The organism is Pseudarthrobacter arbutini (assembly GCF_054510915.1).
On record NZ_JBTNDQ010000002.1, the window covers coordinates 88,182 to 113,792 of the forward strand.

22 protein-coding genes are annotated in these 25,611 nt (G+C 65.7%); 8 read left to right on the forward strand and 14 right to left on the reverse strand.

Translation table 11 applies throughout. The features are described 5' to 3' along the window. Window positions 1-6: 6 nt before the first annotated feature. Window positions 7-1,374, reverse strand: coding sequence for an acetyl-CoA C-acetyltransferase (locus tag ACX80V_RS02495; RefSeq protein WP_485841813.1), 1,368 nt, complete (start codon window positions 1,372-1,374; stop codon window positions 7-9). A 61-nt stretch (window positions 1,375-1,435) separates the two neighbouring features. On the opposite strand from ACX80V_RS02495, the gene ACX80V_RS02500 reads away from it, so the two are divergent. Together ACX80V_RS02500 and ACX80V_RS02505 are read left to right on the forward strand one after the other, a co-directional pair. Continuing rightward, the gene (locus ACX80V_RS02500; RefSeq protein WP_371875944.1) at window positions 1,436-2,128 is read left to right on the forward strand and encodes a TetR/AcrR family transcriptional regulator; all 693 of its coding nucleotides are present in this window, start codon (window positions 1,436-1,438) and stop codon (window positions 2,126-2,128) included. 53 nt (window positions 2,129-2,181) lie between these two features. Further along, a complete protein-coding gene (locus ACX80V_RS02505; protein ID WP_485841814.1) occupies window positions 2,182-4,308 on the forward strand; it encodes an acyl-CoA dehydrogenase family protein in 2,127 nt (708 codons plus the stop codon). 163 nt (window positions 4,309-4,471) lie between these two features. Here the strand turns inward: ACX80V_RS02505 and glgA are convergent, their stop codons facing one another. After that, complete coding sequence (glgA, locus tag ACX80V_RS02510; RefSeq protein ID WP_058932487.1) at window positions 4,472-5,668, reverse strand: glycogen synthase; 1,197 nt, start codon at window positions 5,666-5,668, stop codon at window positions 4,472-4,474. A gap of 99 nt (window positions 5,669-5,767) precedes the next feature. On the opposite strand from glgA, the gene glgC reads away from it, so the two are divergent. From glgC to ACX80V_RS02525, 3 genes are all read left to right on the forward strand, one after another. Continuing rightward, window positions 5,768-7,177: a glucose-1-phosphate adenylyltransferase gene (glgC, locus tag ACX80V_RS02515; RefSeq protein WP_485841815.1), complete on the forward strand. Its 1,410-nt coding sequence runs from the start codon at window positions 5,768-5,770 to the stop codon at window positions 7,175-7,177. An 83-nt stretch (window positions 7,178-7,260) separates the two neighbouring features. Next, complete coding sequence (locus ACX80V_RS02520) at window positions 7,261-8,712, forward strand: SDR family NAD(P)-dependent oxidoreductase (RefSeq protein ID WP_485841816.1); 1,452 nt, start codon at window positions 7,261-7,263, stop codon at window positions 8,710-8,712. Between the two features lie 144 nt (window positions 8,713-8,856). Then, window positions 8,857-9,300, forward strand: a complete 444-nt coding sequence (locus ACX80V_RS02525) for a pyridoxamine 5'-phosphate oxidase family protein (protein ID WP_058933102.1) — start codon at window positions 8,857-8,859, stop codon at window positions 9,298-9,300. A 45-nt stretch (window positions 9,301-9,345) separates the two neighbouring features. Here the strand turns inward: ACX80V_RS02525 and ACX80V_RS02530 are convergent, their stop codons facing one another. From ACX80V_RS02530 to ACX80V_RS02540, 3 genes are all read right to left on the reverse strand, one after another. After that, window positions 9,346-10,197, reverse strand: coding sequence for a transglutaminase family protein (locus tag ACX80V_RS02530; RefSeq protein ID WP_485841817.1), 852 nt, complete (start codon window positions 10,195-10,197; stop codon window positions 9,346-9,348). Then, a complete protein-coding gene (locus ACX80V_RS02535; protein WP_485841818.1) occupies window positions 10,194-11,120 on the reverse strand; it encodes an alpha-E domain-containing protein in 927 nt (308 codons plus the stop codon). The genes ACX80V_RS02530 and ACX80V_RS02535 overlap by 4 nt, the downstream gene beginning before the upstream one ends. A gap of 75 nt (window positions 11,121-11,195) precedes the next feature. Then, the gene (locus tag ACX80V_RS02540; RefSeq protein WP_058932491.1) at window positions 11,196-12,752 is read right to left on the reverse strand and encodes a circularly permuted type 2 ATP-grasp protein; all 1,557 of its coding nucleotides are present in this window, start codon (window positions 12,750-12,752) and stop codon (window positions 11,196-11,198) included. Window positions 12,753-12,945: 193 nt separating this feature from the next. On the opposite strand from ACX80V_RS02540, the gene ACX80V_RS02545 reads away from it, so the two are divergent. Continuing rightward, a complete protein-coding gene (locus ACX80V_RS02545) occupies window positions 12,946-13,935 on the forward strand; it encodes a YeiH family protein (protein WP_485842047.1) in 990 nt (329 codons plus the stop codon). Between the two features lie 53 nt (window positions 13,936-13,988). Continuing rightward, window positions 13,989-16,604 carry an aminopeptidase N gene (gene pepN, locus ACX80V_RS02550; protein ID WP_485841819.1) on the forward strand — a complete coding sequence of 872 codons (2,616 nt, stop codon included), beginning with the start codon at window positions 13,989-13,991 and terminating at the stop codon, window positions 16,602-16,604. A gap of 17 nt (window positions 16,605-16,621) precedes the next feature. On the opposite strand, the gene lplAB is transcribed toward pepN, so the two are convergent. The 5 genes from lplAB to ACX80V_RS02575 form a co-directional block, all read right to left on the reverse strand. Next, window positions 16,622-17,713 (reverse strand): lipoate-protein ligase LplAB, encoded by a 1,092-nt coding sequence (gene lplAB, locus ACX80V_RS02555; protein WP_485841820.1) that lies wholly within the window; start codon window positions 17,711-17,713, stop codon window positions 16,622-16,624. Window positions 17,714-17,822: 109 nt separating this feature from the next. Continuing rightward, window positions 17,823-18,080 (reverse strand): type B 50S ribosomal protein L31, encoded by a 258-nt coding sequence (locus tag ACX80V_RS02560; RefSeq protein WP_056339888.1) that lies wholly within the window; start codon window positions 18,078-18,080, stop codon window positions 17,823-17,825. Between the two features lie 122 nt (window positions 18,081-18,202). Next, window positions 18,203-19,027 carry a TrmH family RNA methyltransferase gene (locus ACX80V_RS02565; protein WP_485841821.1) on the reverse strand — a complete coding sequence of 275 codons (825 nt, stop codon included), beginning with the start codon at window positions 19,025-19,027 and terminating at the stop codon, window positions 18,203-18,205. 7 nt (window positions 19,028-19,034) lie between these two features. Further along, window positions 19,035-19,820: a sulfite exporter TauE/SafE family protein gene (locus tag ACX80V_RS02570; RefSeq protein WP_058932496.1), complete on the reverse strand. Its 786-nt coding sequence runs from the start codon at window positions 19,818-19,820 to the stop codon at window positions 19,035-19,037. 19 nt (window positions 19,821-19,839) lie between these two features. Then, a complete protein-coding gene (locus ACX80V_RS02575) occupies window positions 19,840-20,625 on the reverse strand; it encodes an ABC transporter ATP-binding protein (protein ID WP_058932497.1) in 786 nt (261 codons plus the stop codon). A gap of 167 nt (window positions 20,626-20,792) precedes the next feature. On the opposite strand from ACX80V_RS02575, the gene serB reads away from it, so the two are divergent. Next, entirely contained in the window at window positions 20,793-21,686 is an 894-nt protein-coding gene (serB, locus tag ACX80V_RS02580; protein ID WP_485841822.1) for a phosphoserine phosphatase SerB, read from the forward strand. A 79-nt stretch (window positions 21,687-21,765) separates the two neighbouring features. On the opposite strand, the gene ACX80V_RS02585 is transcribed toward serB, so the two are convergent. The 4 genes from ACX80V_RS02585 to fabG all read right to left on the reverse strand — a co-directional run bounded on the left by ACX80V_RS02585 (window position 21,766) and on the right by fabG (window position 25,580). Further along, the gene (locus ACX80V_RS02585) at window positions 21,766-22,611 is read right to left on the reverse strand and encodes a VOC family protein (RefSeq protein WP_485841823.1); all 846 of its coding nucleotides are present in this window, start codon (window positions 22,609-22,611) and stop codon (window positions 21,766-21,768) included. A 157-nt stretch (window positions 22,612-22,768) separates the two neighbouring features. Beyond that, entirely contained in the window at window positions 22,769-23,521 is a 753-nt protein-coding gene (locus ACX80V_RS02590) for an SDR family oxidoreductase (protein WP_058932500.1), read from the reverse strand. Between the two features lie 264 nt (window positions 23,522-23,785). After that, window positions 23,786-24,631: an alpha/beta fold hydrolase gene (locus ACX80V_RS02595; RefSeq protein ID WP_485841824.1), complete on the reverse strand. Its 846-nt coding sequence runs from the start codon at window positions 24,629-24,631 to the stop codon at window positions 23,786-23,788. A gap of 223 nt (window positions 24,632-24,854) precedes the next feature. Further along, window positions 24,855-25,580: a 3-oxoacyl-ACP reductase FabG gene (gene fabG, locus ACX80V_RS02600; RefSeq protein ID WP_104061453.1), complete on the reverse strand. Its 726-nt coding sequence runs from the start codon at window positions 25,578-25,580 to the stop codon at window positions 24,855-24,857. Between the last annotated feature and the right edge of the window lie 31 nt (window positions 25,581-25,611).

Consider the following 25,611-nt stretch of genomic DNA (forward strand, 5'->3'; position numbering starts at 1 on the left):
GTGCCCCTAGAGTGCTTCGAGTATTGCGACGACGCCCTGGCCGCCGGCGGCGCAGATGGAAGTAAGTCCGCGCGCAGGCCTTCCCTCGACGGTGCCTTTGGCCTGCAGCATCTTGGCCAGCGAGGCCACGATCCGTCCGCCGGTGGCTGCGAACGGGTGGCCCGCGGCCAGGGAGGAGCCGTTGACGTTCAGCTTGGTGCGGTCGATGCTGCCGAAGGCACCCTCAAGTCCCAGCCGGGTGCGGCCGAACTCATCATCTTCCCAGGCGGCCAGGGTGCTCAGGACAGTCCCGGCGAAGGCTTCGTGGATCTCAAAGAAGTCGAAGTCATCCAGCGTCAGTCCGTTGCGGGCCAGCAGCCTGGGGACCGCAAACGCGGGAGCCATGAGCAGTCCGTCCTTGCCGTGGACGAAGTCCACCGCGGCGGCTTCACCATCCACGACGGTGGCGAGCTTCGGCAGGTCATGGGCATCAGCCCAGTCTTCGGATGCGAGCAGGACCGTGGAGGCCCCGTCGGTCAACGGTGTGGAGTTTCCCGCCGTCATGGTGGCCTCGGCGCCGAGGCTCTTCCCGAAGACGGGCTTGAGTGTAGCCAGCTTCTCCAATGTGGTGTCCGCCCTCAGGTTGGAGTCCTTGGCGAGGCCTCGGTATGGCGTCAGGAGGTCATCGAAGAATCCTGCGTCATACGCGGCGGAAAGGTTGCGGTGGCTGTTGAAGGCCAGCTCATCCTGGGCCTCGCGCGAAATGTTCCATTGTGCGGTGGTCAGCGCCTGGTGCTCGCCCATGGAAAGGCCGGTGCGTGGCTCCCCCGTACTCGGAGCATCGGGGGCCAGGTCCCTGGGCCGCAGGCGGCTGAGTACCTGCAGGCGCTGGGGCAGTGTCTTGGCGCGGTTGAGGTCCAGGAGTATCTCGCGGAGGCCTTCACTGACAGCAATGGGGGCATCCGACGCCGAGTCGACACCACCGGCGATGGCGGAATCGATCTGGCCCAGTTTGATCTTGTTGGCCAGGCCCAGAACCGTTTCGAGGCCGGTGGCGCACGCCTGCTGCAGGTCGTAGGCGGGGGTTTCCGCCGACAACGCCGAACCCAGGACTGCCTCGCGGGTGAGGTTGAAGTCGCGGGAGTGCTTGAGTACGGCCCCCGCCGCAACCTCGCCGATCCGCTCATCCTGGAGGCCAAACCTGGCGATAAGACCGTCCAGTGCGGCAGTGAGCATGTCCTGGTTGGATGACTTCGTGTAGGCCCCGCCGGACCGGGCAAACGGGATCCGGTTACCACCCACAATTACGGCCCGGCGGCCTGGACGCGCCGCGCCGGAAGTCGTGGGGCTGGCGAATTCGTGGGGTTCGGTGCCGGACTGTCCATTGACGGACATGGGTGACTCCTCTGATCTGCGACGGTTACCGATACCCAGCGTACCTGATACGCTGAGTATCGTGAACAACCTCCACGCAGAAGTCCCGACGCCGGCTGCCGGCGCAATTGCCGACGGCCGTTCGGCCCGCTGGCAGACCCACCGGGAGGAACGACGCCGGGAGCTCATCAAGTCCGCACGCCGCGCGGTCCACGCGCTGGGCAGCGACGCCTCCATGGAGGAGATTGCAGCAGCCGCCGGCACCTCAAAGTCGGTCTTCTACCGCTATTTCGGCGATAAGGCAGGACTTCAGCACGCCGTCGGGGAAGTGGTCCTGAGCCAGATGCAGCGCAAGATCCGCGAAGCGGCACAGGGTGCCCAGACTCCTCGGGAAGGGCTGCTGGCCATGATTTCCGCCTATCTCCAGATGGCGGAAACCAGCCCCAATGTCTACAGTTTCGTCACCCGCTATGCGCCGGTGGATGCGGACAGCCACCAGGGATCGGCGGCCATTTCGGGAGCCCTTGGCCACTTCTTCGATTCCATCGCGGAGATGATCGCCGTGCCAATGCGGACCCACCTCGGCGAAGGCAAAGAAGCGGTGATCGGCTACTGGCCCACGGCGGCCATCGGCCTGGTCCGAAATGCCGGTGAGCAATGGCTCAGCACGCCGGCTTCGGCGGCGAAGCCGGACCAGGAAGCCATGGCCCGCCAGATCACGGCCTGGTTATGCGTGGGGATCGCCCCCGAGCTTAGCCCCGCCAGCGCGGCATGATTCCGCCCCAAGAACCTCACACCCTCCTGTCAGAACCAACGAAGGACATTGACATGACCGAAGTAGTGGACCGCCCCACCGGCCCGGACGCCGCCGTAACGAATACAGCCGCTGCGGGCCCAGCGGTCACCAGCGCCAACTACGGCTCGGCTGTGCAGCCCGCCGTCGACGTTGCCGCCCTCGGCGAGCAACTCCTGGGCAAATGGGCGGACTCCCGTCGCCAATCCCGCGCGCTGGCCAGTGACCCTGCACTGCACAAAATTGAAGGACTGACGCACACCGAACACCGGACGCGAACCTTCGGCCAGTTGAAGTACCTCGTGGACAACAGCGCCGTGCACCGGGCCTTCCCGACGGCTCTGGGCGGTTCCGACGACCATGGCGGCAACATCGCGGCGTTCGAGGAACTGGTCACGGCCGATCCGTCGCTGCAGATCAAGGCTGGTGTCCAGTGGGGCCTGTTCGGCTCGGCCGTGATGCACCTGGGCACGCAAGAACACCACACCAAGTGGCTGCCAGGCATCATGAGCCTGGAGATCCCTGGCTGCTTCGCCATGACGGAGACGGGCCACGGTTCCGATGTGGCCAGCATCGCCACCACGGCGACGTACGACGCCAAAACCCAGGAATTTGTGGTCCACACACCGTTCCGCGCTGCGTGGAAGGACTACATCGGCAATGCAGCCATCGACGGTCTCGGCGCCGTCGTTTTCGCCCAGCTCGTGACAAATGGCGTCAACCATGGTGTGCATGCGTTCTACGTTGACCTCCGGGACCCCCAGACCAAGGAGTTCATGCCCGGGATCGGTGGCGAGGACGACGGCGTCAAGGGCGGCCTCAACGGGATCGACAACGGCCGGCTGCATTTCGACAACGTCCGTATCCCCCGCACGAACCTGCTGAACCGTTATGGCGATGTGGCCCCGGATGGTAGGTACACGTCGTCCATCGCCAGCCCGGGCCGCCGCTTTTTCACCATGCTGGGAACCCTCGTCCAGGGCCGCGTGTCATTGGACGGCGCGGCCGTGGCGGCGTCGAAGGTCGCCCTGACAGCAGCCATCCGCTACGCCACCGAACGGCGCCAGTTCAACGCGTCGTCGCACACTGACGAAGAGGTCCTCCTGGACTACCAGCGCCACCAGCGGCGCCTGTTTACCCGGCTGGCCACGACGTATGCCGCGGGCTTCGCGCACGAGCAGCTCCTCCAGAAATTCGACGACGTCTTTTCCGGCGCCCACGATACCGATGAGGACCGCCAGGACCTGGAGACTCTCGCCGCGGCCCTGAAGCCGCTGAGCACGTGGCACGCCCTGGACACCCTGCAGGAATGCCGTGAGGCCTGCGGCGGCGCCGGCTTCCTGATCGAAAACCGCTTCGCCTCCCTGCGCGCTGACCTGGATGTCTACGTCACGTTCGAGGGCGACAATACCGTGCTGCTCCAGCTGGTGGCCAAGCGCCTCCTGGCCGACTACGCCAAGGAGTTCAGGAACGTCGATTTCGGGGTCCTGGCCCGCTACGTGGTGGCCCAGGCAACGGGCGTGGCGATCCATCGCACCGGCCTGCGGCAGGTGGCACAGTTTGTCGCCGATACCGGATCAGTCCAGAAGGCCGCCATTGCGCTCCGGGACGAGGAAGGCCAGCGCGCCCTCCTGACGGACCGGGTCCAGACCATGGTGGCCGACGTCGGGTCGGCCCTGAAGGGCGCCAACAAACTGCCCGTCGAAAAGGGGGCGGCCCTCTTCAACCAGCACCAGAACGAGCTGATCGATGCTGCGCAGGCCCACGCGGAGCTCCTGCAATGGGAGGCGTTCACGGCGGCCCTGGAAGGCGTCACGGACCCCGGCACCAAGCGGGTCCTGACCTGGCTGCGCGACCTGTTCGGCCTGTCGCTGATCGAAAAGAACCTGTCCTGGTACCTGATGAACGGCAGGCTCTCCATGCAGCGGGCACGCACCGTGGGTGATTACATCAACCGGCTCCTGGTCAAGATCAGGCCACACGCCCTGGACCTCGTGGACGCCTTCGGGTACGGCGACGAGCACGTGCGCGCATCGATCGCCACCGGTGCCGAGAAGACCCGGCAGGACGAGGCCCGCGCGTACGTCAGGGCACAGCGGGCCAGCGGCAACGCACCCGTCGACGAAAAGGTGCTGTTGGCGCGCACGGCTACCTCCCGATAAAGCAACGCGAGGTCACTTCAAGCCCCTCCGACGCCCCGGAATGGGCACTTTGTGACCTCGCGTTGGATCAGGCGTTATGTACGGACGACGGCGCCGGTCCCCTCGGTGGGGGCGGCGCCGTCGTGCGCTGTTTGGTCACCAGTGCTGCGGTTCCTGCCGTCCGTCAGGAAAGCACTGAGCGGTAGACCTCGAGGGTGGTCTCGGTGATGGAGTCCCAGGAGAAGTGCTCCTCCGCGCGGCGCCGGCCGGCCTGGCCCATGGCACGTGCCCGTTCGGGATCGGACACCACCTCGGTCAGAGCGGCGGCAAATTCCGTCACGAACTTCTCCGGATCAAGCGGCGTGCCGGTACCGTCGGTGACCTGCTCCAGGTCCACCAACAGGCCCGTCTCGCCATGCTGGACCACCTCGGGAATGCCGCCCGTAGCGCTGGCCACCACGGCAGCACCGCAGGCCATCGCCTCGAGGTTGACGATGCCCAGCGGTTCATAGATGGACGGGCAGGCGAACGCTGTGGCGTGGCTGAGGACCTGGATGAGTTCGTTCCGCGGCAGCATCCGTTCGATCAGCACGACGCCTGTCCGCTGGCTCTGCAGCTCCTCGATCAGGCGTGCAGTTTCTGCGGCGAGCTCGGGGGTATCCGCCGCGCCAAGGCACAGCACGAGCTGCACATCGGCCGGAAGCTTCGCGGCGGCACGCAACAGGTACGGCACGCCCTTCTGGCGCGTGTTGCGTCCGACAAACACCACGCTCGGCTTATCTGGATCAATGCCCAGGGCGCGGACGGCGTCCTGGTTTTCATCGCGCTGCCACAGTTCGACGTCGATGCCGTTGTGGACCACCCTGACTTTGGCAGGGTCAACGTCGGGGTAGCTGCGGAGGATGTCCTGGCGCATGCCTTCTGAAACGGCGATGATCGCTGCTGCCGCCTCGTAGGCAGTTTTCTCGACCCAGGAGGACAACGCGTAGCCGCCGCCAAGCTGCTCGGCCTTCCACGGCCTCAGGGGCTCCAGGCTGTGGGCACTTAATACGTGCGGGATGCCGTGGAGCAGGGACGCCAGATGGCCGGCCATGTTCGCATACCAGGTGTGCGAATGGACCAGATCGGCACCTGCCACGTCCGGCACGATCCGCAGGTCCACCCCGAGCGTCTGGACGGCGGCGTTGGCCGAGCCCAGGTCTTCGGGAACGGAATAGGAGGTCACCCCGGCACCGTGGTAATCGGCGTCGCGGGGTGCACCGAAGGCACGAACCTGCAGGTCAACATGCTTACTAAGCACCCTGCTCAATTCGGCCACGTGGACTCCGGCGCCTCCGTAGATCTCGGGCGGGAACTCTTTAGTCACAATGTCTATTCGCACGTTACCCAAGGTAGTCCTTCCGCACTATCTGTTCTAGTGTGAAGGAGTCCGGGCATGCCGGACTGTTTGGGGTTACGAAGGCGTACAGGAGCTACTACCATGCCGTTGAATAAAAGAGTCCTGGCCATTGTCCTCGCGGGCGGCGAGGGAAACAGGCTAATGCCACTGACGGCAGACCGGGCGAAACCTGCAGTGCCGTTTGCCGGCAGTTACCGTCTGATCGACTTTGCGCTGTCCAACCTGGTGAATTCACGCTACCTGCAGATCGTGGTCCTGACCCAGTACAAGTCTCACAGCCTTGACCGCCACATTTCCGAGACCTGGCGGATGTCCACGCAGCTGGGCAATTATGTGGCCTCCGTGCCGGCGCAGCAGCGCGTCGGCAAGAGCTGGTTCCTCGGCAGCGCCAACGCCATCTACCAGTCCCTGAACCTGATCCATGACGCCAACCCCGACATCGTCGTCGTGGTTGGTGCGGACCACGTGTACCGCATGGACTTCGCCCAGATGGTGGAGCAGCATGTGCAGAGCGGTGCCAAGGCCACTGTGGCCGCCGTGCGCCAGCCGTTGAGCATGGCCAACCAGTTCGGTGTGATCGAGGTGGACCAGGAGGACCCGCAGAAGATCGCTGCTTTTGTGGAAAAGCCCGCCACAACTCCTGGCCTGGCCGCTGATCCCACCCAGTTCCTGGCTTCCATGGGCAACTACGTCTTTGACGCCGACGCGTTGGTGGATGCCCTTCACGTGGACGCCGAACGGCTCGACACCAAGCACGACATGGGCGGGGATATCATCCCCTACTTCGTCAGCCAGGGTGAGGCCGGAGTCTACGACTTCACCCTCAACGACATCCCCGGCTCCACGGAACGCGACCGGACCTACTGGCGCGACGTCGGCACCATCGATTCGTTCTACGACGCCCACATTGACCTCATCTCGCCGTTGCCTGTGTTCAACCTCTACAACGCTGAATGGCCCATTTACACACGCCAGAGCATCTCCCCGCCCGCTAAGTTCGTCCGCGGGCAAAACGACACCGTGGGCACCGCCCTGGACTCCATCGTGTCCAGCGGCGTGGTCATCTCCGGCGGCGTCGTAGAGGGTTCCGTCCTGTCCAACGACGTCTTTGTGGGGAACGGCAGCAGGGTCATCGACTCGGTCCTGATGGACAAGGTGAACATCGGCGAAGGTGCCGTGGTCAACCGGGCCATCCTGGACAAGAACGTGAAGGTTCCGGCCGGCGCCGCGATCGGCCTGGACCATGACCTGGACCGCGCCCGCGGTTTCAAGGTGACCGACTCCGGCATCACCGTGCTCGCCAAAGGCCAGCAAGTGCCCGAGCCCGGGGACGCGGAACGTGCGCTCGCCGCAAAGAACCTCCACCTGGTACCGGACGCCGTCAAGGCGGCCACAGCCAAATACCCCGAACTCCGCGAATCAGTCGAACAGGCCGCTGCGGTCCATGCGGAAACAGCAGCCCAGGCCGCCCCGGGCGGCCGCCGCGCCTAAACGAAGGACATCCAGGCCTGGCCGGGCTGCGAACCCCGCGGCACGGTCAGGCTGGATCTTCGCCAGGCTGTAAAATCGGTACAATGAGCTCCCCCGATCTGACGCCTGAGGAAATCCAGGCCTGCCTCAAGGTTTTGAACACCATCCACGTCTACGACGAGGAACACCCCGACTATGTCTCGGTGCGCCGTGCCACCGGGAAGATGTTCAAGGCCGTGAAGCGTCACCGCCGCGTCACCAAGCGGGACCTTATCTCCGAAGCCGACCGGGCCGTGCTCGCCCAGACGGCAACGGCAGCACCGGACCGGATCGACGACGAGACCCGCGGCAACAAGCTGGAGACCTCGGCGACGGGCAAGGTGGCCGGGCACCTGATCCGTTCCCGCCCCTGCTATATCTGCAAGAAGCACTACACGCAGGTGGACGCTTTTTATCATCAGCTCTGCCCGGAATGCGCCGCCTTCAGCCACAGCAAGCGGGATGCCCGCACCGACCTGACAGGCCGGCGTGCGCTGCTCACCGGCGGGCGGGCCAAAATCGGCATGTACATCGCGCTGCGCCTGCTCCGGGATGGCGCGCACACCACGATCACCACCAGGTTCCCCAAAGACGCCGCACGCCGTTTTGCGGCAATGGAAGACAGCAGCGAGTGGCTGCACCGGCTCCGGATCGTGGGCATCGACCTGCGCGACCCGTCACAGGTGATGGCCCTGACGGATTCGCTCAACGCAGCGGGCCCCCTGGACATCATCATCAACAACGCCGCCCAGACGGTGCGCCGATCCGGCAACGCCTACAAACCCCTGGTGGACGCCGAGGACGAGCCGTTGCCCGCCGCCCTGGAGCCGGCCAACGGCGGACCGGAACTGGTGACCTTCGGCCACGCCCACGACAAACACCCCCTCGCCCTGGCGAGCAGTGTCACGGACCATCCGGTGCTGGCCGGCGACGCCATCACTTCGCTGGCGCTCTCCACCGGATCGGCCTCGCTGGAGCGGATCGCCTCCGGTACAGCCATCGACGCCGGCGGCCTGGTCCCGGACCTGGCCGACATCAACAGCTGGACCCAGGTGGTGGACGAGGTTGACCCCCTGGAAATGCTGGAAGTCCAGCTCTGCAACGTCACGGCCCCGTTCCTGCTGGTTAGCAGGCTCCGGGACGCCATGAAGCGCTCCACGGCGCACCGGAAGTACATCGTCAACGTCTCCGCCATGGAAGGCCAGTTCTCCCGCGCCTACAAGGGCCCCGGGCATCCGCACACCAACATGGCCAAGGCAGCCCTGAACATGATGACCCGCACCAGCGCCCAGGAGATGCTGGACGCCGACGGGATCCTGATGACTGCGGTAGACACCGGCTGGATCACTGACGAACGGCCGCACTTCACCAAGGTCCGCCTCATGGAGGAGGGCTTCCACGCGCCCCTGGACCTGGTGGACGGCGCCGCCCGCGTCTACGATCCGATCGTGATGGGCGAAAACGGCGAGGACCAGTACGGGGTCTTCCTCAAGGACTACAAGCCCAGCCCCTGGTAGGACGAACACTGTCCTGCGCAGGGTGTTGGGCGTAGGCTCGGCGGCATGAGCAGCGAGCCAATGTCCGGTGAACCAATGTCCGGTGACCCAGCGTCCAACGAGTCAACGTCCCGAGAGTCCAACTCCGGCGAGTCAACGTCCCAGGTGCAGAACCTGGAACACCACGAATGCTGGGCCCTGTTGCGGACGGTTTCGGTAGGCAGGCTGGCCGTCCTGGTGGACGGCCAGCCGGATATCTTCCCCATCAACTACACGGTGGACGGCGGAACATTAGTGTTCCGCACCGGCGCTGGAACCAAGCTGGCCGCCGCCTCGGGAGGTGCCGCTGTGGCGTTGGAGGCAGACGGCGTGGATGCCGTCAGTGGCCTGGCCTGGAGCGTGGTGGTCAAGGGACCGGCAAAGGCCATCACAGGAACCGAAGGCATCCTGGACTCCGCAGCCCTGTACCTCTTCCCATGGCAGGCCGGGAAGAAAGACACCTTTGTCCGGGTGAGCCCAGGAACGGTGACCGGGCGCCGGTTCAAAGTCACCGCACCCATGACCTGGTGGACCCAGCTCAGCGGAGCAGCCAAGGCAGCCCCGGAGTAGTCCTGGGCCGGACCCTGGGCAGGACGAGGAAACGCCCCCGACGGCCTAAGCGAGGCGGGTGATTTCCACGCTCACGCTGAGCGCCGATCCGCCGCCGCCGGACAGGATGCCCTTCAGCGGTGGTACGTCCCGGTAGTCGCGGCCCCTGGCGACGGTGACGTGGTAGTCCCCTGCCGGCTTGTGGTTCGTGGGATCCCAGCTGCGCCACTCGCCGTCCCAGAACTCCAGCCACGCATGTGACTGGCCGGCGACTGTCTCGCCGATGGCCGCCGTCGACCGCGGGTGCAGGTAGCCGGAAACGTAGCGCGCGGGAATGCCGCAGCTGCGCAGCGCGCCGATGGCAAGGTGCGCGAGGTCCTGGCAGACGCCCTGCCGCTGCCCCCACGCTTCCTCGGCGTTGGTGGTGACGGCGGTGGAACCGGACATGTACGTCATCTCGCCGCGCATCCATTCGAAGATGGCCATGGCGGCCTCGTGCGGGTTCTTGCCCTCCACGACGCCTGGAATGATGCCCAGCACCTCGGCACCGGGACCGCTCAGTTGGGACTGCGGCAGCCAGTCGCTGAACGTGTTCAGCGACTCCGCAGACGCCAGGACGTCCCAGCCGGCAATGTCAGCGTCTGCGGGGATCTTCTCGGCCCGGTGCACTTCGACGGTGATGTTGGAAACGACCTCGAGGTGGTCGTGCGGCATCTGCATGTCGAAGGCGGTGACCCGTGTGCCCCAGTAGTCCCGGTAAGTGCTCACGGCCGCCTGCGACGGCGAGACCTTGAGGACGGATTCCAGGACCACCTGCTGGGGGTCGGTCAGCGGTGTCATGCGGGCCTCGTTGTAGGAGAGCGTGACGCGCTTGTTGTACTTGTAGGCCGTGGTGTGGATGATGCTCAGCCTGGTCATGAAACTTCTCCCACCCAGGCCAGTTCGTCTGCCTGATTGAAGTATTTACGGGAAATGGCGTCCGAGGCCTGCGAGACGGCCTTCTGCACGCGTTCCATGTGCTCGGGCAGTTCGGACATCAGATCGTCCGTCCGGTGGAACTCAAGGAAGGTGCGGGCCTGGCCCACGATCCGGCGGGCGTCGTTGATGAAGCCCACGCGCTGTGCCGAAGGGTCCAGCTTGGCAAGGCACTCATCGGCGTCACGCAGGGCGTAGACGATGGACCGCGGGAACAGCCGGTCGAGCAGGAGGAACTCGGCGGCGTGCTGGTCCCCGAAGGCGGCCCGGCGGGTCCGCAGGAACGACTCATAGGCTCCCGCGCAGCGCAGCATGTTGACCCAGGACATACCCGCAGAGAGGACATCCCGGGTGGAGAGCATCCGGGCTGTCATGTCGGCGCGTTCCAGGGACCGGCCCAACACCAGGAAGAGCCAGCTTTCATCATGGCTCACGGTGGTGTCGGCCAGGCCGCTGACCATGGCCGTCCGTTCCAGCGTCCAGTTGCAGAAGCGGTACGTTCCCACCACGTCCTTGCGGTGCTGGCTCAGCCCGTAGTAGGTGGTGTTGAGGCTTTCCCACAGGCCCGAGGACACGGTCTCGCGGGCACGGCGGGCATTCTCGCGCGCGGCGCCCAGCGACCCGGCGATGGACGTTGCGCTGGTTTTGTCGTATGCCAGGGCGTGGAGGAGCTCGGGAAGGCCGAAGTCTTCGCTCTGCGGCCGGGCGCCCATCACTGCGAGCAGCTCCTGGGCCACCCTGCGGCGCTCGTCTATGGGCAGGTGGTTCAGGCGTTCCAGATGCACGTCCAGGATGCGGGCGGTGCCGTCGGCCCGCTCCACATAGCGTCCGATCCAAAATAGGGACTCAGCAATACGGCTAAGCATTCGCGGTGACCTCCTGCGCGTCCGAAATCTGTGGGAATGAACCTGTGAACATTTGTGCCGGTTCGATGGCCCGGCTCACTGCTGCTGCTCCGACTGGCGGTCGCGCCAGTTGCTCTCCACTGGCCAGACGGAAACCCGCTCGCGGATGGAAATGGTGGGCCGCGGAACAGTTTCCACCGGCACCTGGGGCGAGTCTGCCAGCACCCAGGTGTCCTTGGAGCCGCCGCCCTGGCTGGAGTTCACAATAAGGGAGCCTTCCTTGAGCGCCACCCTGGTGAGTCCGCCGGGGAGTACCCAGACGTCGTCGCCGTCGTTGACAGCGAAGGGGCGCAGGTCCACGTGCCGCGGGCCGAACTTATCCCCGCCCAAAGTGGGCACGGTGGAAAGCTGCAGTACGGGCTGGGCGATCCAGCCACGCGGGTCAGCGACGACACGCTTTCGCAGGGCCTCGAGTTCATCATTGGAGGCGTCCGGCCCGATGACCAGGCCCTTGCCGCCGGAGCCGTCCACGGGCTTCACCACGAGCTCAGCCAGGTTGTCGAGGACATACTCCCTGGACTCCTTCTCCTCCAACCGGAACGTGTCCACGTTCGCGATGACAGGTTCCTCGCTGAGATAGTACCGGATGAGGTCCGGAACGTAGCTGTAGACAAGTTTGTCGTCGGCCACGCCGTTGCCCACGGCGTTGGCGATGGTCACCCCGCCGGCCCGGGCGGCGTTGACCAGCCCGGGGCAGCCGAGCATGGAATCAGAGCGGAACTGCAGCGGGTCCAGGAACTCGTCGTCGATGCGTTTGTAGATCACGTCCACGCGCTGCTCACCGGCCGTGGTGCGCATGTAGACGCGGTTGCCGCGGCAGATGAGGTCGCGGCCTTCCACAAGCTCCACGCCCATCAAGCCGGCCAGCAGGGTGTGTTCAAAGTAGGCGCTGTTGAAGACGCCGGGGGTCAGCACCACTACGGTGGGATCGTCGACGCCGGCGGGCGCCGTTTTGCGCAGGGCGGACAGCAGCCGGCGGGGGTACTCTTCCACGGGCCGGATGAGCTGCTGGCCAAATGCTTCGGGCAGGCCCTTGGCCATGGCCCGCCGGTTTTCCAGGACGTAGCTGACGCCGGACGGCACCCGCACATTGTCTTCCAGGACACGGAAGGTGCCCGCCGCGTCACGCACCACATCGATGCCGGAGATGTGGACGCGGACTCCGCCGGCCGGTTCGAAGCCGTGAACCTGGCGGTGGAAGTGGGCGCTGGTAGTGACGAGCTGGCGCGGGATGACGCCGTCTGCCACGACGTTCATCTTGTCGTAGACATCGTTGAGGAAGGCTTCCAGGGCCCGGACGCGCTGCGCCACACCCTTTTCCAGCACGGTCCACTCATCAGCGGGGATAACGCGGGGGACGATGTCGAGCGGAAACGGCCGCTCCTCCCCCGCGAAGTCAAAGGTCACACCGCGGTCCAGGAAGGTCCGTGCCATGGAGTCCGCCCGGGCGCTGACATCGGCGAGGGAGAGCTTGCGGAGCGCATCCGCCACCTCCGCATACGAATCGCGGGCCTCCTGGCCGGGGGCGAACATCTCGTCGTAGGCGCCCGTGCGCCCGGCGGCCTCGGAGTAATCCTGAAATAGGTCTGACATGTCCTTTAGCCAACCATCTTTTTGTTTCGAAATCATTACTGCCATCCATTGTGGCGTGTTGCCGGGGGACAGCGTCGGTTCGTTGAATCCGTGTCCTATCCGGCAAAGTAGGTGAGTGGCAGAATCAAGTAATCCCGGTGGCTCCGGCGAGGGCGGGAACAGCGGCCTGAGGGCCCGCGTTCGTGACGCGACGATGCGTTCCCGCCGGCTCCTGCCCGGCCTCCTGACGGCCACCCCCGCACTGGCCGTGGCCTTCGCTGTACATGCCGTGGTGCCGGCCCTGCCCGCCATGACCGGCGCGGTGGCGCTGGGCCTGCTCGCCGCGAACCTGCCCGGCACGGCGGTGTGGATCGCCGGACGGGCGCGTCCGGGCCTGGACTTCGGGGGCAAGCACCTGATGCGGGGCGGCATCGTCCTGCTGGGCCTCAAGGTGAGCATCATGGACATCCTGGGCCTCGGCTGGCTGGCCATGGTCCTGATAACGGGTGTGGTGCTGCTGAGTTTCGGCGGCACCTACCTGCTGGTGCGGCTGTTCCGGCTGCCGCGTGAGACCGCGCTGCTGGTGGCAACCGGCTTTTCGATCTGCGGGGCGTCCGCCATCGGTGCCATGGCGGCCGTGCGACGGATCCGGCATGCGGATACTGTCCTGCCGGTGGCGCTGGTGACACTGTGCGGCACGCTGGCGATCGGCATCCTGCCGCTGCTGATGCATCCCCTGCAGTTGAGCCCCCTCGCTTTCGGCGCCTGGACGGGTGCATCGGTGCACGACGTCGGCCAGGTGGTGGCCACGGCGCAGACCGCCGGCACCGCAGCATTGGGCATCGCCGTCGTCGTTAAGCTCACCCGCGTGCTGCTCCTGGCACCGGTGGTGGCCGTGGCGGGCGTGCACCACCGCATGAGCACGTCAGGACAACACGCGCTGCCGCCGCTGGTGCCCCTTTTCGTGGTGGGGTTTGTGGCCATGGTGGCGCTTCGGTCCACGGACTGGCTCTCGGTCGGCTGGCTCGACGCCGGTGCGGGGCTGCAGGACATTCTCCTGGGAGCGGCGCTCTTCGGGCTCGGGTCGGCCGTGCGGATCCGCACGCTCCTGCACACCGGAGCGAGGGCGCTGCTCGCGGCGCTGGCGGCCTGGCTGCTGATCGCGCTGCTGGGCCTGGCAGCGGCCCTCCTGATGACGGCCTAGGCCGGCAGCCGGATGGTGACCGGCACGCCCGGGTCCCGTGATTAGATAGCTGAGTGTCACATGAGAATCTGCAGCGCGATGAAGCCGCTCAACGGTCAGCCCTGATCAGCACCCACAGCTACGACGTCGCCCTGGATGTGCGGCAGGCAGCGGACCCGGACGTGGCGGGCTACATCAGCCGCAGCGTTATCCACTTCTCGGCCGCCGTGCCGGGCCAGGGGCAGGTGGCGTCTACATTTCTGGATTTCATCGCCGGTGAGGTCCACAGCGTGTTCCTCAACGGCAAAGGACTGCCCGTGGCCGACGTTGTGGACGGTTCCCGGATCCGCCTGGACAACCTGCAGGCAGAGAACCAGGTCACCGTCACCGGCACCGCCCTGTACAGCCGGTCCGGTGAGGGCATGCACCGCTTTGTGGATCCGGCTGACGGCCAGTGCTACCTCTACACGCAGTATGAGCCCGCCGACGCCCGGCGAGTGTTCGCCAACTTTGAACAGCCTGACCTCAAGGCCGAGTACACATTCCACGTGATGGCACCGTCCGGCTGGGAGGTGGCCTCCAACGGCGTGGAAGCGGCCCGGACACAACTGACCAGCGATCCGGCCACCAGCCGCTGGGACTTCGCCACCACCCGCCCCATGTCCACCTACATCACCACAGTGCTCGCCGGGCCGTACTTCAAAGCCCAGGACCACTGGAGCGCCACGCTCGACGACGGCACACAGCTGGAGGTTCCGCTGGCGCTGTATTGCCGGGCTTCCATGGCGGAATCGTTCGATGCCGCGGAGCTCTTCCGGCTGACCAAAAACGGGCTGGAATTCTTCAACCGGCTTTTCGATTTTCCTTACCCGTGGGGGAAATACGATCAGGCCTTTGTGCCCGAATACAACCTGGGCGCGATGGAAAACCCGGGGCTGGTCACGTTCACCGAAAGCTACGTGTTCACGTCCCGCGCCACCGACGCGCAGTACCAGGCCCGCGCGAACACGCTGATGCACGAGATGGCGCACATGTGGTTCGGCGACCTGGTCACGATGCAGTGGTGGGACGACCTGTGGCTGAAGGAGTCCTTTGCGGACTACATGGGTACCCTCGGTGTGGACCGTGCCACGGACTGGGAGACAGCCTGGGTGAACTTCGCCAACAAGCGCAAGGCGTGGGCCTACGTCCAGGACCAGCTGCCCACCACCCACCCGATCGTTGCCGACATCCCTGACCTTGAGGCCGCCAAGCAGAATTTTGACGGCATCACCTACGCCAAGGGTGCGTCCGTACTCAAGCAGCTTGTGGCGTACGTCGGGTTCGATGCTTTCATCGCCGGCTCACGGCAGTACTTCCGCGATCACGCCTACGGAAACACCACACTGGCGGACCTGCTCAAGGCCCTCAGCGCTGCTTCCGGTCGCGACCTTGCCGGCTGGGCTGCCGCCTGGCTGCAGACCTCCGGCATCTCCACACTGTCGCTGGAGACGGACACGCACGACGGCGTCCTCGGCGCCGTAACGATCGTCCAGGCTGCAGTGGACCCCGTTAACGGACGGGAGGAACTGCGGCCGCACCGGCTGCGCGTGGGCTCGTACACCTTCGACGCCGACGGCGCCCTGGTCCGCACCGGGAGTATCGAAACGGACGTTGCCGGAGCGCGGACAGAGGTCCCGGAGTTGGCTGGGCAGCCGCGGCCCGCCCTCCTGCTCGTCAACGATGATGACCTGACCTACGCAAAAGTCCGGCTGGACCCGGTGTCCGAGGAAACAGTTTTGGCATCCCTGGACCGCATCACCGATCCGATGGCCCGCGCCCTCTGCTGGACCGCGCTGTGGAACTCCGCCCGCGACGGGGAAAGCCCGGCCTCCCGCTACGTGGAGGCCGTGACGTCGTTCGCCCCGTCCGAAACGGGAGTCGGCGTGCTGCTGAACATCCTCGAGAACGCCGCCACCGCCGTCGAACGCTACACCCGCTTGGCCCAACGCGACGCGGTGCGCGGCGCCTTCCTGGCGGCGGCCGACGCCCAGCTGGGTAAGGCAGCGCCGGGCTCGGACCACCAGCTGGCCTGGGCGCGGACGCTCGCCGCCGTCAGCCGTCATGACGCTGCCCTCCTCCCCCGGCTCAGGGGCCTTCTGGACGGCACAGTGGTGGTGGACGGCCTGGCCGTGGACGCCGAGCTGCGCTGGAGCCTCTGGCAGGCCCTGGCGGCCAACGGGCAGGCCACCCCCGAAGAGCTGGACGCAGAACTCGAACGCGACACCACCGCCTCGGGCCGCGCGGGCCACGCCACAGCCGTCGCCGCCCGTCCGGAGCGTGGTGTGAAGGCCGCCGCATGGCACTCTGCCGTGGAGGGGACGGAGCTGTCGAACCAGCTGCTCAGCGCCACCATCGTTGGATTTACCACCGCCTCTGCTGCCCTGCTGGAACCCTATGTGGAGCCGTACTTCGAGTGCCTCCGCGGTGTCTGGGACAACAGGAGCATTGAAATCGCCATCCGGATCGTCCGGGGGCTCTATCCCCTGGCGCAGGATCTGCCGGCGGGGACCTTGCCTGCGGAGCACGGCGTGGTGCTCCGCACGGATGCCTGGCTGACGGCCAACTCTGACGCGCCGCGGGCGCTGCGCCGGATCATTGCGGAGCAGCGGAGCCACCTTCTGAGGGCGCTCACCGCACAGGCTCTGTAGATCACCGGCAAGGGCTCTTACGGGACCCTGTGCAGCCAATCCTCGGCGCCGAACTTGGTGGTCACCCGGTCCCGGGCGGCAGTGAGCTCGGCGGCAGTGAGTTCGGAAGGGGTGGCGGCGTACCGTTCGGTGAAAACCTCCATCATGGCCGCGATGATCTCCGTGCGGGCCATCCCGGTCTGCCGGCGCAGCGGATCAACCCGCTTCTTGGCGCTGCGCGTCCCCTTGTCCGAGAGCTTCTCCTTACCGATGCGCAGCACCTCGACCATCTTGTCGGCGTCGATGTCGTAGCTCATGGTGACGTGGTGCAGCATGCCCCCGTTGGCCAGGCGTTTCTGGGCAGCTCCGCCGATCTTGCCCTGGTCCGTCGCGATGTCGTTCAGGGGCACGTAGAACGCCGTTACCCCGATTTTCTCGAGGGCGGCCATCACCCAGGCGTCGAGGAATGTGTAGGAGTCCGCGAAGCTGATCCCGTCCACGAGCGTCTGCGGCAGGTACAGGGAGTACGTGATGCAGTTGCCGGCCTCCATGAACATGGCTCCGCCACCGCTGATCCGGCGGACCACGGTGATGCCGTGCCGGGCGACGCCGTCGGGATCCAGCTCGTTCCTGAAGGACTGGAAACTGCCGATCACCACGGATGGTTCTTCCCAGTCCCAGAACCGCAGGGTGGGGTTGCGGCGGCCGGCGCCCACCTCTTCGGTCACCACCTCATCCAGGGCGACGTTGATATGCGTGGGCAGCACAGTGGGAGCGATGATGTTCCAGTGGTGGTCAGTCCAGGACGTGGCCTTCGCCAACGCGCGGCGAACGGTGACGGCCACGGCGTCGGCAGAAAAGCCGAACAGGACAGCGCCGGGCGGCAGCGAAGCGGTGACGGCCGCGGACAGCTCGGCCGCCGTCGTGCTTTCCGGAAGTCCTGTCAGCGCCCGGTTGATGGCCGGTAGAGCCTCGTCGGGTTCGAGGAAAAAGTCGCCGCTGAGGGAGACGTCGGCGAGGACACCGTCCACAACGTCGAAATCCACCACCACAAGTTTGCCGCCGGGGACTTTGTACTCACCGTGGTGGCTGCGGGGGCGGTCTTCAGCGGCAAACGGCGAGGCAGTCATGACATCCATCCTGCCCCACGATAGGGGCTCCCCGAAACGACAAAACCCCGGACGCAAAAAGCCCGCACCGTTGCCGGTGCGGGCTTTCCAAAGAACCTTGGGGGGTGAATTACTTCGCGCCGCCGAAGCCCTTGAAGCGAGCGTTGAAGCGCTCGACGCGGCCTGCAGAGTCCATGATGCGCTGCTTGCCCGTGTAGAACGGGTGGGACTCGGAGGAGATTTCGACGTCAATGACCGGGTAGGTGTTTCCGTCTTCCCACTCGATGGTCTTCTTGGAAGACACGGTGGACTTGGTCAGGAACTTGACGCCGGAAGCCAGGTCGTTGAAAACAACAGCTTCGTACTTCGGGTGGATATCAGACTTCATAATGGGGCCTTTGTTCGCACAACTGGATTTTGCCAGCTGCCAGGTATGAATGGGATGGCTGGTGCCTGCTTCACTGCCGCATGGCAGAAAGCACAGGACAGCCAGCTGTTAATAATAGCTGATCAACGCGGACCCTGCGAACCGCGGGGCCGGAGTTCCCAGAACGCCACGGCGGAGGCGGCGGCCACGTTGAGGGAGTCCACGCCGGCGCGCATGGGGATCTTCACGGCGAGGTCGACGGCGGCAAGCGTCTCGGCGCTCATGCCGGCACCTTCGGTGCCGAGCACCAGGGCCAGCCGGTCAGGATTGCGCGCGGCAAGCGCGTCCACGTCCACGGCATCCCCGGTGAGTTCCAGCGCGGCCACCGTGAAGCCGGCTTCCTTAAGCAGCGACAGGTCCTGCGGCCAGGACTCCAGCCGCGCCCAGGGCACCTGGAAGACCGTTCCCATGCTGACCCGGACGCTGCGGCGGTAGAGCGGATCGCCGCAGCGCGGCGAAATCAGGACGGCATCGATGTCCAGGGCCGCGGCCGACCGGAAGATGGCACCCACGTTGGTGTGGTCCACGATGTCCTCCAGGACAGCGACCCGGCGCGCGCCGGCCAGCAAGTCGTGGAGGGGCACCGGTTCCGGCCGTTGCATGGCCGCCATGGCGCCGCGGTGGAGGTGGAACCCGGTGATCTCTTCGAGCAGGGCAGCGCTGCCAATAAAGGCGGGAACGTCCGGATGGGCACTGAGGACATCCTGCAGGTCAGCCAGCCATTTCTCCGCCAGGAAGAACGACCTTGGCCGGTGGCCGGCCGCCAACGCCCGGCGCAGGACCCGAGAGGATTCGGCGATGTACATTCCCTCAGCCGGTTCACGGAGCTTCCGCAGGTGCACGTCCGTCAGCTGCGTGTAGTCGGAGACACGGGGATCCCCGGCCGATTGAAGGTACTGGATTGTCACCGGCTGATTATTTCATCAGGTTGGCGATCATAAAGCCCAGCGCCATCAGGCCGAGCGCAAAGATGACAGTCCGCAGCACAGCCGGGGACAGCCGCCGTCCCACCTTGGAGCCCAGGAGGCCCCCGATCGTGGAGCTCACGGCGATCAGGAGCACCACCAGCCAGTTGATCCGGTCAAACGCGAAGAGCAGGTAGGACACTGCGGCCACGAGGTTCACGCCGAGGACCAGGATGTTCTTCATGGCATTGGCGTTCTGGATGGTGCCGGTGAGGAACACGCCCAGAATGCCGACCAGGAGGATGCCTTGGGCGGCCACGAAGTAGCCCCCGTAGACGCCGGCCAGGTACACCAGCACGATCAGGAGGATGCCATGGCGTTTGTCCTTGATGGCGTGCACGGGGTTTTCTTCGCGGTTGCGGACCCAGGCCTGCAGCCGCGGCTGGAACACCACCATCAGCAGGGCAAGGACCAGGAGGACCGGTGCGACGTAGTGGAAGACCTTCTCCGGCAGGTGCAGCAGCAGCCAGGCTCCGGTGATGCCGCCCAGCAGCGACGCCGGGAGGAGCTTCAGCAGCTGCAGGCCGCGGCCCTTGAGCTCGCGGCGGTAGCCCCACGCGCCCGCTGCGGTGCCGGCCACAAGGCCCATCGCGTTGCTCATGGAAGCGACCACCGGAGTGACGCCGAGGGCGATCAGGACCGGGAAGGTGACCAGTGTGCCGGAGCCTACAACGGCGTTGATGGTGCCAGCCCACAGGCCGGCAAAAAACACAAAGATGCTGCTGAGAAGATCCACGGTTGGCGGCGCCCGCGGCCTAGCGGCGGGCGGTGGCGGTGTAGCGCCCGGCGTTGACGGTGACGTCGAGTTCCACGCCGAAGGTCTTGCTGAGGTGCTCCGCCGTGAGCACACCCTCGAGGGGTCCTGCCGCCACCACGTTGGATTCACGGAGCAACATCGCGTGGGTGAAGCCAGGCGGCACTTCTTCGAGGTGGTGGGTGACCAGGACAATGGCCGGAGCGGCGTCATCACGGGCCAGTTCGGTGAGGCGGTGCACCAGGTCCTCGCGCCCACCCAGGTCCAGGCCGGCGGCAGGTTCGTCGAGCAGGAGGAGTTCCGGGTCAGTCATCAGGGCACGGGCAATCTGGACGCGCTTGCGCTCACCCTCGGACAGGGACGCGAAAGCCCTGTTCAGGAACGGCCCCATGCCCCAATCATTCAGCAGCCTGAAAGCCCGGCGTTCGTCAGCCCTCTCATAGCCCTCACGCCACCGCCCCGTCACGCCGTACGCCGCGGTGACAACAACATTGAGGACCGTTTCGTGCCCGGGAATCTGGTTGGCCAGTGCGGCGGAGGACAGGCCGATGCGGGGCCGGAGTTCAAACACGTCCACGGAGCCGAGGATTTCCTCCAGGACGCCGGCTATGCCGCTGGTGGGGTGAAGACGGGCTGCAGCAATCTGCAGGAGAGTGGTCTTGCCTGCGCCGTTGGGTCCCAGGATGACCCAGCGCTCGCCCTCCTTGACCTGCCAGTCCACCTTGTTCAGGAGCGTCTTAGACCCACGGACAACGCTGACGGCGGCCAATTCAAGAACATCACTCATAGGAGTAGACACTAGGACAAAACAGGGACGGACTGATAACTGAAACGTGGACAGCGACGCTTGTCACAGTCCCGGCCACGGCCCGTCTGCTGGCTGGCCCACGGGTTCGCCATCAACGTGGCGCAATCAATTCGGGCGGCTCTCCCCCGCTGGCTAAGATTGCAGCCATGACTTCGAACGTGACTGCGGTCAGCTATGGCCCAAAACTGACTGCCTCCGGGCTCGACAGGCTGCGCTCCGCCCTGACGGGCAGTGGCGCCACGCTCCAATCCGAATCAAGGGGCGGGGACAGCCGGTTTGAGGTCCACACTGCCGAGGTCGCCGTCGCGGATGGCACGGACGCCGGCATTTCGGCCCTCCGCCGGGCGGTGGCCGAGGCGGCGCAGGATGGCCTGGACACCGCCATCGTTCCCGCTGGCCTGCGTGCGGCTCCGCGGAAGCTGTTGATCATGGACGTTGATTCGACGCTGATCCAGCAGGAAGTCATCGAGCTCCTGGCGGCCTATGCGGGCAAGCGGGAGGAGGTGGCGGCAGTCACCGAAGCGGCGATGCGCGGTGAACTGGACTTCGCGCAGAGCCTCCACGCGCGGGTGGCCGTGCTCGCAGGGCTGCCGGCCGCCGTCGTCGATTCCGTCCGGGCGGAAGTGAAGCTGAGCGAAGGTGCCGCTGAGCTGGTTGCGGCGTTCAAGGCTGCAGGCCACGTGGTGGCCGTGGTGTCCGGCGGGTTCAACCAGATCCTGGGGCCCATCGCTGAGGACCTGGGCCTGGACTACTGGCTGGCGAACGAACTTGAGATTGTGGACGGGGCCCTGACCGGCAAGGTGCTCGGTGCCGTCATCGACCGTGCGGCGAAGGAAAAGTACCTGCGCGAGTGGGCGGCCGCAGAAGGAATCGCGATGGAACACACCATTGCCGTGGGCGACGGCGCCAACGACCTGGACATGCTCGGGGCCGCCGGGATCGGTGTGGCGTTCAATGCCAAACCTGCGGTCCGGGCTGTCGCGGACTCGGCGATCAACATGCCGTACCTCGATGCCGTGCGCCACATCGCCGGGGTCTGAGGCTCCGTCCCGCTGGGCCGCCGCCCGGGTCGACTCAGACCGGGTGGACTCAGACCGGGTGGACTCAGCCGGGTCCCGGTCAGCCCGCCGGCGGCGTGTACTGGCTCGCGGTGAAGACGGCTCCGCCGGGATCCCGGATCAGGACAGTGCGCGTCCACTCGTTATCGTCCTGCCCCAAGATGACCGCGCCCAGGCGCTCCGCTGTCTCCGCCGCACGGTCCCGATCTGCGACAGTAAACGTCACGTGCCACTGCGGACGCTCCCCCGGCGCCGCGGCGGCAAGCCAGGCAACAGCGTCCTCGAAGCCGCTGGGAACCAGGTCGCCCGACTGGCGATCTCTGATGGTGGGGTCGACAGTGGCCTCAAGGTGATCACCGTAACCGGGGCGGCGGATCATCGTGCCGAAGCCGAGGTCGTCGAACTGCCAGCCGAAGGCCTTCGTATAGAAAGCGATGGCCCCCTCGGTGTCCGTGGTGTGCAGGTCACTGAAGTTCCATCCACCGGGAAGGTTCACCGCCTGGGCACCGAGTCGCTCGCGGGCCTGCCAGATGCGGAACTCGGCGCCCTCGGGGTCCGCCAGCGCCGCCTGCACGCCCCCTGAACCCGCAGGGGCAGGGGCCGATTTCAGTGTTCCCCCGACCGAGACCAGGTGGTTCGCGGCAGCGTCCGCATCGTCGACGGAGACGTAGGTGTTCCACACGGCAGCGCCGGTTCCGGGGCCCGTGATCGCGCCGGCCTCTTGGCCGCCAAGGGTGGCTATGACGTACCTGCCAGTGCCGCCGGGCAGGGTAGTGTCCTCGAACTCCCACCCGAAAATTCCGCCATAGAACTGCATGGCGGCCTCCACATCGGCCTGCTGGGTGTCCACCCAGCAGGGAACACCCGCTGGATAGCTACGGCCTGTCACTTCTCGCTGCTGTGCCATGCACAAAACCCTAGGCGGCCTTGCTCGCGTAGACAACGCCCTGGGCTCACCGTTGCTTCGCGACAGACAAAAGCTCCGGGCAGGAGTACTGCCCGGAGCTCGTCATGGTGATGGGTTGCCGCGTGGAAATACGGCCCTTCAGGTGTGCCCGGGAATGCTATTCGGCGCCCTTGCCGAAGTAGTCGGAGCCGCCAGCGTACTCAGTATGGCCGGATTCGACGTCGGCCGTAGCCATGCTGGCCACAACTTCAGCGAACTCCTCGACGGAGTAAAGCTTTCCGGCCTCGGCGCGGCGGGCTTCGATGGCACCCGGGTTCGAGCGGTCCAGAAGCGTCGCCGTAACGGTGCCTTCGATCATGTCGCCGGAGACAACCACCAGCGAGATGCCCTTTTCCGCCAGGTTCGGCAGGAGCTCACGCAGGGCGTCCTCGCCGGCACGCTTGCTGCGGGCTACGGGTTCGTATTCGGGCATGGTGGGCACGGAGTTGATGAAGTGGGCCTGATGGCTGGTCACGAATACCACGCGTGAGCCTTCCTTCATTAGGGGCACGGCGGCGTTGAGCATGTTGACCTGCGCATCGCGGTTCAGCTTCAGGGCGTAGTCGTCTGCCATGCCGGACTCCATGCCGCCGGAAGCGTTGAGCACCAGGACGTCCAGCGAACCGAAGTTCTCCATGGCCGCGCTGGCCAGGGCCTGCACGCCTTCCTGGGTGGTGAGGTCCGCACCTACGGCGGTGGCGCGGCCGCCGGCAGCTTCGATTCCTGCGACCACCTTGTTGGCGCGCGGCGCCTTCTGGCGGTAATTAACCACGACGGCGGCGCCCTCGGCAGCGAGGTTTTTGGCCACTTCAGCGCCGATTCCCCGTGAGGATCCGGTCACGATGGCGGTTTTGTTGTCCAGCAGTCCCATATGGGCTCCTTTGTTTGAAACGTCTAAATCGCTTGAGGTCTGGAGTCCATCATGCCAGCGCCCGCCGCACATTCGCTTGTATGACCCCCACAAAGAAGCCCGGTCACGCTAGTTTCGGACTGGCCTTCTGGTGTCTCCTTCGAGTCCTTCGCCGGAAGTCCGTGACTGACTTCTTCGGGTCCTCGGGGGTCTTTGGACCATGGCGCCTCGCGTCAGACAATCAGGCGTGCGGGGTGACACTGCGATTCGACGTCAGTGACACTCTCACCGATCGGCCCAGCCCTTGGGCTCGGGTGCATCGAGGAACGTGATCACAACGTCGCGCACGAGGTCGGTCCGGGCGAGCCCGAAGAAATGCGTCGTGCCGGGGAACACCGCGAGCTGCGACGCGGGCACACCCTCGAAGTCGCCGTTCACGTCTCCCCCGCGCAGTTGGAGGAACTTCACCGCGTGGTCGAGCCTGACCATGTCGCAGTCACCCACCGTCAAGAGCGTCGGGGCGGCGATTCCGCGGATCTCGTCGTCGCTCCATCCGGTCTCGCCCGCGCCGTAGCGTGCAAGCTTGTTGAGCAGGCCCTGCAGGTGCTCGCGATCGGGATGCGGCGACACGGCGAGGTAGCGTTCCTCCATCGGCGTACCCGCGATCATGTCCACCGTCATCTCCGCGACCGCTTCGGCGTTGCCGCCACGGTCGCCCTCTGGACGGAACGACACCGACGAAACGATGAGCTTGCGCACGAGTTCCGGGTGGTGGATCGCGAGGTCCAGCGCGACCGCACCGCCGACGCTGAACCCGAACACGTCGACGGTGTCGACACCGAGGTATTCAAGAAGCCCGATGACATCGGACGCCAGGTCGGAAGTGCCCAGCGGCCGATCGGTGTCGTTGGTGCGTCCGTGCCCTTGGAAGTCCGTGGCGATCACCCGGCGCCCGGCCGACAGGCCCGGGATCAGCGCGCCGAACTGCTGCTCGATGTCGAAGAGCCCGCCGTGCAGGAGCAACAGCGGAGTGCCACCGCCGCCGTCGTCGCCGTGCAGCTCGTAGTACATCTGAAGTCCGTTGACCGACGCGTATCCGGTTTCGGGTGCGGCTGACGTCTCATCGGTCATCCACGAGCCTCCTCTAGCCTTCGCTTGTGTCCTGTCCTCAATCCTGACACTGCACACGGCACGCAGGCCAGTGCTTGGATGCTATCGATAACTTGAGTCCTTCAGCTTGGGGAGGGCATACGCTCACGCCATGAGATCGCGACATCGACGTCGAGGTCACCGCCTGGCTCAGGGAAGGGTTCGACGCTGCCGCCTGACAGGTCTCCTGGTCAATGCAGCGTGGTCAGTGGCCCATGCCGAGTCCGCCGTCAACGGGAATGACGGCGCCTGAAATGTAGGCGGCCTCGTCGCTGGAGATCCAACGGACCACGTTCGCCACTTCCGTTGCCTCTGCAAACCGTCCGGCAGGAATGCTGGAAAGGTAGCCCTTTTGCGTGGCTTCGGGCAGTTCTGCCGTCATGTCCGTGTTGATGAATCCGGGAGCCACAACGTTTGCTGTGATCCCGCGTGAACCGAGTTCTCGGGTCAGGGACCGGGCAATGCCCACCAGACCGGCCTTGGAGGCCGAGTAGTTGATCTGTCCCGGCGCGCCATAGAGGCCGGAGACCGAGGAAATGAGGACCACGCGGCCCTTGCGCATCCGAATCATGCCCTTGGAGGCGCGCTTGATGACGCGGAAAGCGCCGGTGAGGTTGGTGTCGATCACGGACGTGAAGTCATCTTCACTCATGCGCATCAGGAGTGTGTCCTTGGTGATTCCCGCGTTTGCCACCAGGACTTCAACGGGACCGTGGGCAGCTTCCACCTCGGCGAAGGCTGCATCCACAGAGGCCTCGTCAGTCACATCGGCCTTCACGCCCAGAATCCCGGCCGGCAGCTCCGACGCGCTCCGGTAAGTCACGGCCACCTTGTCGCCGTTGGCCACAAAAGCCTGCGCGATGGCCAGGCCGATGCCGCGGTTTCCACCGGTGATCAGGACGCTGCGGGCCGCTGTAGCTGCTTCAGACATAAAACGCTCCGGGATTCTGCGGCATGTGCAG